At 70.4% G+C, this 1599-nt stretch carries 1 protein-coding gene; it reads left to right on the forward strand.

Annotated features, from left to right (window positions below; translation table 11 throughout):
* Nucleotides 1-417 precede the first annotated feature (417 nt).
* Nucleotides 418-1599 (forward strand): hypothetical protein (locus ACI38Z_RS09235; RefSeq protein WP_439789912.1); only part of this gene is annotated, 1182 nt, incomplete at its 3' end.

Consider the following 1599-nt stretch of genomic DNA (forward strand, 5'->3'; position numbering starts at 1 on the left):
ACTTCGCCAAGTCCTACCTCAACACCTACTGCGAGCTGCAGGGCACCACGGTCGAATACGTGAGCCAGTGGTTCCCGATCGTCGCGGCGGCGGAGCTCGCGCGCGGCCGCGTGGTCGAGAAGGACTTCCTGCTGAGCTGGATCTCCGTCGGCGACTACGAGTAAGACGCACCCCGGGCGCCGGCGCGCTTCCGCGCGGCGTAGGGTGCGACACAGGGCGTGACCCCAGGGGCGGGGCGGCATCGGGCCGCTCCGCCCCGTTCTTCTCGCCCGCGCGATGGGGCCGTTCGCCAGCGGCGTGCCGTCCATTTTCAAAACAGAAACAAGTATGCTTGAGAATGATGCGTGCTAGTGTGCGTGCGGCACCGCGGGGCGCGGGCAAGGGGGCCCGGCCCTCGCGTGGGCGAGAGGAGAACCAATGGCAAGGCAGCTGCTTTCGGGCAACGAGGCCATAGCGCAGGGCGCATGGGAGGCGGGCGTGAGGGTCGGCACCGGCTACCCCGGCACGCCCTCGACCGAGACGCTCGAGAACCTGGTCAGGCACAAGGACGTCTACTGCGAGTGGTCGCCCAACGAGAAGGTGGCGCTAGAGGTGGGCATCGGCTCCGCCATGGGCGGAGCGCGCACGCTCGTGACCATGAAGCACGTGGGCGTGAACGTCGCGGCCGACCCCTTCATGTCCGTGGCGAACACGGGCGTCAACGCGGGCCTGGTGCTGCTGGCGGCGGACGACCCGTCGTGCTACAGCTCGCAGAACGAGCAGGACTCCCGCACGTACGCGGCCTTCGCGCGCATCCCGTGCCTGGACCCGTCCGACTCGCAGGAGGCCTACGAGTTCGCGCGCAAGGCCTTCGCACTGTCCGAGCGCTTCGACACCCCCGTCATGCTGCACGAGACCATGCGCATCGCGCACACGCGCACGATGGTGGAGCCCGCGGGCGAGCGCGTGGACGCGCCGCTGCGCGACTACGCCTCGCAGTCGCAGAAGTACGTCATGATGCCGGCGTTTGCCGTGGGGCGCATCCGCGCCACCAACGCGCGCGAGGACGCGCTGCTCGACTACGCCGAGAAGAGCGAGCTCAACCGCGTCGAGATGCGCGACGCCAAGGTCGGCGTCATCGTGGCCGGCGCGCTGTACAACCACGTGCGCGAGGCGCTGCCCAACGCGTCCACGCTCAAGCTCGGCCTCACGTGGCCGCTCCCGCCCAAGCTGATCCGCGACTTCGCGGCGTCCGTCGAGCGCGTGTACGTGGTGGAGGAGACCTGCCGCCACTTCCGCACCGCGATCGCGGCCATGGGCGTGGGGCTCTCCGAGCCGCCCGCGAAGCCGCTGCCGCGCTCCGGCGAGATCTTCCCCTCTGACATCCAGGCGAGCTTTGGCGAGGCGCTGCCGAGCCACGCCGCCCCCGCCGACGACCTGCCGCCGCGCCCGCCCGCGTTCTGCGCCGGCTGCCCGCACCGCCTGGTCTACTGCGAGCTGCGCCGCATCCACGCCATCGTGACCGGCGACATCGGCTGCTACACGCTGGGCGCCGTCGCGCCGTACAAGTCCGTCGACTCCGTGATTGGCATGGGAGCCTCGCTCTCCATGGCGCACGGC

Origin of the sequence: Parafannyhessea sp., assembly GCF_051876455.1 — a bacterium.
GTDB lineage: Bacteria > Actinomycetota > Coriobacteriia > Coriobacteriales > Atopobiaceae > Parafannyhessea.